The sequence below is a fragment of the Streptomyces sp. MBT65 genome (assembly GCF_016612545.1).
In the GTDB taxonomy this organism is placed as follows: Bacteria; Actinomycetota; Actinomycetes; order Streptomycetales; family Streptomycetaceae; genus Streptomyces.
Window position 1 is genome coordinate 1 of the sequence record NZ_JAENRY010000510.1, and the last position, 4,222, is coordinate 4,222.

At 71.5% G+C, this 4,222-nt stretch carries 4 protein-coding genes and 1 pseudogene; 2 read left to right on the top strand and 3 right to left on the bottom strand.

All coding sequences use genetic code 11. The features are described 5' to 3' along the window. A pseudogene (locus tag JHN63_RS49350) lies at window positions 1-406 on the top strand (hypothetical protein); the annotation flags it as partial. Here JHN63_RS49350 and JHN63_RS54150 read toward each other — a convergent pair. Then, complete coding sequence (locus tag JHN63_RS54150) at window positions 351-1,892, bottom strand: hypothetical protein (protein ID WP_200691671.1); 1,542 nt, start codon at window positions 1,890-1,892, stop codon at window positions 351-353. The pseudogene JHN63_RS49350 and the gene JHN63_RS54150 overlap by 56 nt on opposite strands. 180 nt (window positions 1,893-2,072) lie before the next feature. Here JHN63_RS54150 and JHN63_RS49360 point away from each other — a divergent pair, with 180 nt between their 5' ends. Next, window positions 2,073-2,495: an NUDIX hydrolase gene (locus JHN63_RS49360; protein WP_200691673.1), complete on the top strand. Its 423-nt coding sequence runs from the start codon at window positions 2,073-2,075 to the stop codon at window positions 2,493-2,495. Here JHN63_RS49360 and JHN63_RS49365 read toward each other — a convergent pair. Then, a complete protein-coding gene (locus tag JHN63_RS49365; RefSeq protein WP_200691672.1) occupies window positions 2,482-3,207 on the bottom strand; it encodes a hypothetical protein in 726 nt (241 codons plus the stop codon). The two genes, JHN63_RS49360 and JHN63_RS49365, sit on opposite strands and share 14 nt — an antisense overlap. 22 nt (window positions 3,208-3,229) lie before the next feature. After that, window positions 3,230-4,222: hypothetical protein (locus tag JHN63_RS49370; protein ID WP_234478876.1), on the bottom strand; the 993-nt coding region annotated here is incomplete at its 5' end.

Genomic DNA, 4,222 nt, shown 5'->3' on the forward strand with positions numbered 1-4,222 from the left:
GGTTGCCTCTCGCCACACGGCGGCATCCGGGGCTCAGGTGGTCAGCCTGGTGGTGGCCGAGGGGGCGGTGGAGGTGCGGGCCCATCTGGTGGTGGGCGCGGCTTCGGGGACGTCGGTCCGGGTCACGGGGTGGTCGGCGGGGGAGGGGCTGCGCGCTGAACTCCTGCCCCTGCACGGTCTGTTGGACGGCGAAGGTGTCGTCGGTGACGGGCCGTCCCTGTTCGTCGCACTGGCCCGGGTCGGTGCGGAGCCGGACCCCCGTCCCCTCGCGGAACTGGTGTCCGTGGAGGTCGACGGGGATCACGGCGTCTCTGTGCGCTGGGCCGACGGCAGGCGGACGGGCTTCCGGTTCAGGGAGTCAGCCGGGCGATCCGGAGCGTCGTCGTGGTCGGTGACGCCCCGTTGAGCGGGGTCGCGTAGGTCGGTGCGACCGGGGCGTAGGCCCAGGTCAGTGTGCCGTTCTTCAGGACCGCCATGTCACCGCTGATCCGGGCGGTCACCACCTTGTCCGCACTCTGGAACTTGCCGTTCCAGTCGATGAGCCGCAGATGGGTGCCCGTGAAGGTGCCGGTGCAGGTGCCGGCCGCGCACTTCGCGCCCTTCAGGGACTCCCAGGAGACCAGGAGGCGGTCCTTGCCGTACGGGGCGATGTGCACGTTGACGTTCTCGGTGCCGGCCGCGCTGGTGAGGTAAATCGCCTTGCCGGGGCCGGAGTTGCGGTTCGCCATGAAGGCGACGGCGACCTGGTGGGTGCTGGTCTTCGGGGTGACCGTCCAGCCGCGTCCGCTGGAATCGGCGGAGTTCTTCTTCGCCGAGGCGGCGCCACGGGAGGCAAAGGCGGTGGCGTAGCGTCCGCTCGCCGACTTCACCAGGTCACCGGTGCGGCCGGGGAAGGTACCGCCGCAGTACCCCGCCCAGCACTGCTCGCGCTGCACGACCGGCGCGACGTCCGGGGCACCGATCCCGGTNCAGTCGTCGAAGCAGAGCGACGTGAAGGCGCCGGTGGTCTCCGCGTGCAGCGCGATGCCCTCGTTGTGGCTGCAGCCCCAGCTCCAACCACCGCTCAGCTTGGCGCCCTTGGCGCTGATGTAGGCCAACTTGTCGCCGAAGTGGCCGTCCGCGAAACCGCCCGCGCCGTGCACGACGAAGTACGCGCCGTACTTCGTGCCGTTCCAGGTGAGTTGGCCGTCGAGACCCGGGGAGGTGTCGTTCGAGGCGGTACCGGTGAGCTTGGTCGAGAAGGTCTGCTTGCCGTTGGTGTAGCGGACGATCGCGGCGGCCGTCTCCTTCCACTTGTTGGTGTCGGCCACCCGCGTCAGCAGGGCGAACCCGTCGTTGTGCGCGACCAGACCGCCCACTTCCTTGGCACCTTTGACGACCGTGTCGGCGCCCGAACGCAGTCCTACGGCGTTCAGCGGGGTCACATGGACGCCGTCGGCGGCGGGCCAGGCCACGCGCAGGGTGCCGTTCGGGGCGACTGCCGTGGTCGTCCGGGTCCACTGGCGGGTGTTGTTGTAACCGGCCGTCAGATAGGGGAACTTGGCGGCGAGCGCCAGCGTGGTGCTGGTCGGGGCGAGCGTGCCGGTCGCGGCGGCCTTGGTGGCGGTCGCGGTCTTGGCGGCGGCCTGGGGGGTGGTCTTGGGGGTGGCCTGCGCGGAGGCCGAGGCGGACGGGGACGAGGTCGCCGTAGCCGAGGCAGTGGTGGACGCGGAGGCCGACGCGGTCGCTCCGGCCGAGGCCGGGTCGCCGTTGTCGGAGCCCTTCGTCGCCGCGGTCGCGTACCACGCGCCGCCCAGCAGGGCCGCGACGGCGAGCGAGCCCGCGAGCGGCTTGCGGGCGATACGGCGGCGGGAGCGGCGACGGCGCGTCGTGGTGCGTCTTGCGTTGGTCATGCCCCCAAGTCGCCGCCCGCGTGGGGGAGGTTGCCGTCGTAACCGGCGCGTTTTCTCGACGGCCGGTGGAGATGAGACCGGCTCCACAGCCCGGGCGGGTGCATCCTGGTACGTTAGATGCTTTCCTGGGTATCAGACCCTTTGGACTCATCTCCGGCGAGGGACCGAGGAACCATGACCATGGACCCCGGCGACAAGCGACTGGCGGCCGCCGTCGTGATGGACGACGACGGGCGTGTACTTCTGGTGCGCCGCAGCGCGACCGAGCGGTTCCTGCCGTGTGTGTGGGGCGTTCCGTGCGGGAAGCTGGAGCCGGGCGAGCTGCCCGAGGACGGCGCGCTGCGGGAGCTGAAGGAAGAGACCGGGCTGCTCGGCGAGATCGTCCGCAAGATCGGCGAATCGTCCTTCGTGAGCGAGTACCGAGGCGACGAGATCAAGAACTGGCAGGACAACTTCCTGGTCAGGCCGCTGTCCCGGGACATCACCCTCCCCGAGCCCGACCAGGCGTACAGGTGGCTCCCACCGGCCGAACTCGCCAGTGCCGGCATCGACATCGACGCGTACAACCTGGACGTCGTACGACAGGCCCTCACGAACTTCTGAGCGACTCCGCCAGGTCGGTCAACACGCCCAGATAGTCCGGCACTTCGAGCGGCACCTTCGTCACCGCCCCCGGATGGGGTCCCGCAGCCGTGAACACATCGGTGTGGCGCAGCCGTTCGGCCCCCGTCTCCAGGAACAGCGTCACGGTCGGTACGTCCGTGTCGCACCAGGCCCGGTGCAGGGTGTGCGCCGGCAGGGCGTAGGAGCTGCCCGCCGCGTACTGCCCCACGTGTGTCAGCCGCAGCCGCGCGGGGCCCGTCGGCCGCAGCCGCCAGTCGGCGCCGTGCTCGGACAGCGACTCCTCGTACCGGTCCGCCGTGATCCCGCCGTCGTCCCGCGCCTCGTACAGCTCCATGGCGAGCCGGCCCCTGACCACGTAAGAGGCCAGCGGGGAGCGGTGGTTGTGGATGTCCTCGGTGCCGATCGCCGTCCTGCCGGGGCGCCAGAAGTGCGCGCGCAGCATATGGCGCGGTCCGCCGTCGATCAGCAACAGCTTGTCGAAGCCCAGCACATGACGGTACGACAGTTTCGCGCAGGCCTCGGGATCGCCCGCGCCGGAGGCCAGTTCGGCGATCAGCTCCAACAGGCGGTCGGGGGAGCCCAGTTCGGCGACGACGGCACGGGCCGCGGTCACCGTCTCGTGGTCGGACAGGTCACCGTCCAGCGCCTCGGTCAGCAGCCGTCGCGCCGCCAGGATCTGCCGACCACCCATGCACCCACTCCTCAACTCCGGCTCACACCGGGTTCGTTCGCGTATCCGGCTGATACATCCATACGGCATGTGCCCGCAGCGCCGAAAGGCCTTGATAGGTCATCCAGATGGGCTGACGCATTTCCTCGGTCGTGAACGCGGATCCGTCCCGGCTCCAGGACCAGATGCCGTCGCTCTGCGCCGCCCACACCGCCCGCGCCGCCCCGTCCAGCCGCTCCTGCCAGGCCTCCTCGGCGCCGTCCTCCCGCGCGATCTCCCGGGCGCCCGGGGTGAGCAGCGCCCGCACGATCCAACTCGCCGTGAAATGGCGGACGTTCAGCACCTCGTGGTGCGAGGAGTCGTCCGGATGGCGGCGGCGCACCTCCTCGCGCAGGTTCGCCAGGTCGCCGCACAGGTCGTGCGCGGCCTCCGGGCACGCCAGCAGCCAGCGCACTCCGTCCTCCCGCGCCGACCGCTCCACGGGCCCCTCGCCGAGCACCCGGGCCGCCCGGTCCAGGGCGACCACGGCCTGCGCGGTGTGCAGGGCCGAGGGCTGCGCAGGCTGCGCGGCCCAGGGCGGCGGGGTGAGGCGGTGGCTCCAGCAGCGGCGGTGCTGACGCCGGGGGTCGGGGAACGCGCCGTCGACCAGGGCGTCCCGCAGCATGGGCAGCGTCGGCGCGTCGGGTCCCGCGCGCAGCAGCCCCCGCATCACCGTGGTGACGACATGGGTCAACGCCCGCCCCGTACTGTCGAGTTCGAGGGTGAAGCCGGCCTCGCAGCGCGCCACCTCGTCCGCCAGTCGCTCGCGCGAGGCACCCGCCCGGGCCAGCGCGCCCAGCACCATCGCGGTGACCTCCGGCCGGGCCACCGACCCCTGCGAACGGGCCGACCAGCCGCCGCCCTGAAGTCGTAGCCGCCACAGCGTGTCGATGAGGTCGCCGGTGTGCAGCCGGCCGTCCGGCACGCCCAGGTCCAGCAGGATGTGCAGGCCGTACGCGGTGGCCAGCGAGGTCGGCCGGCTGCACACCGGCGACCT

Excerpts from the sequence above, each read along its gene's own strand:
- JHN63_RS49360 (WP_200691673.1), top strand. The coding sequence starts at position 2,073 with ATGGACCCCGGCGACAAGCGACTGGCGGCCGCCGTCGTGATGGACGAC.
- JHN63_RS49365 (WP_200691672.1), bottom strand. The coding sequence starts at position 3,207 with ATGGGTGGTCGGCAGATCCTGGCGGCGCGACGGCTGCTGACCGAGGCG.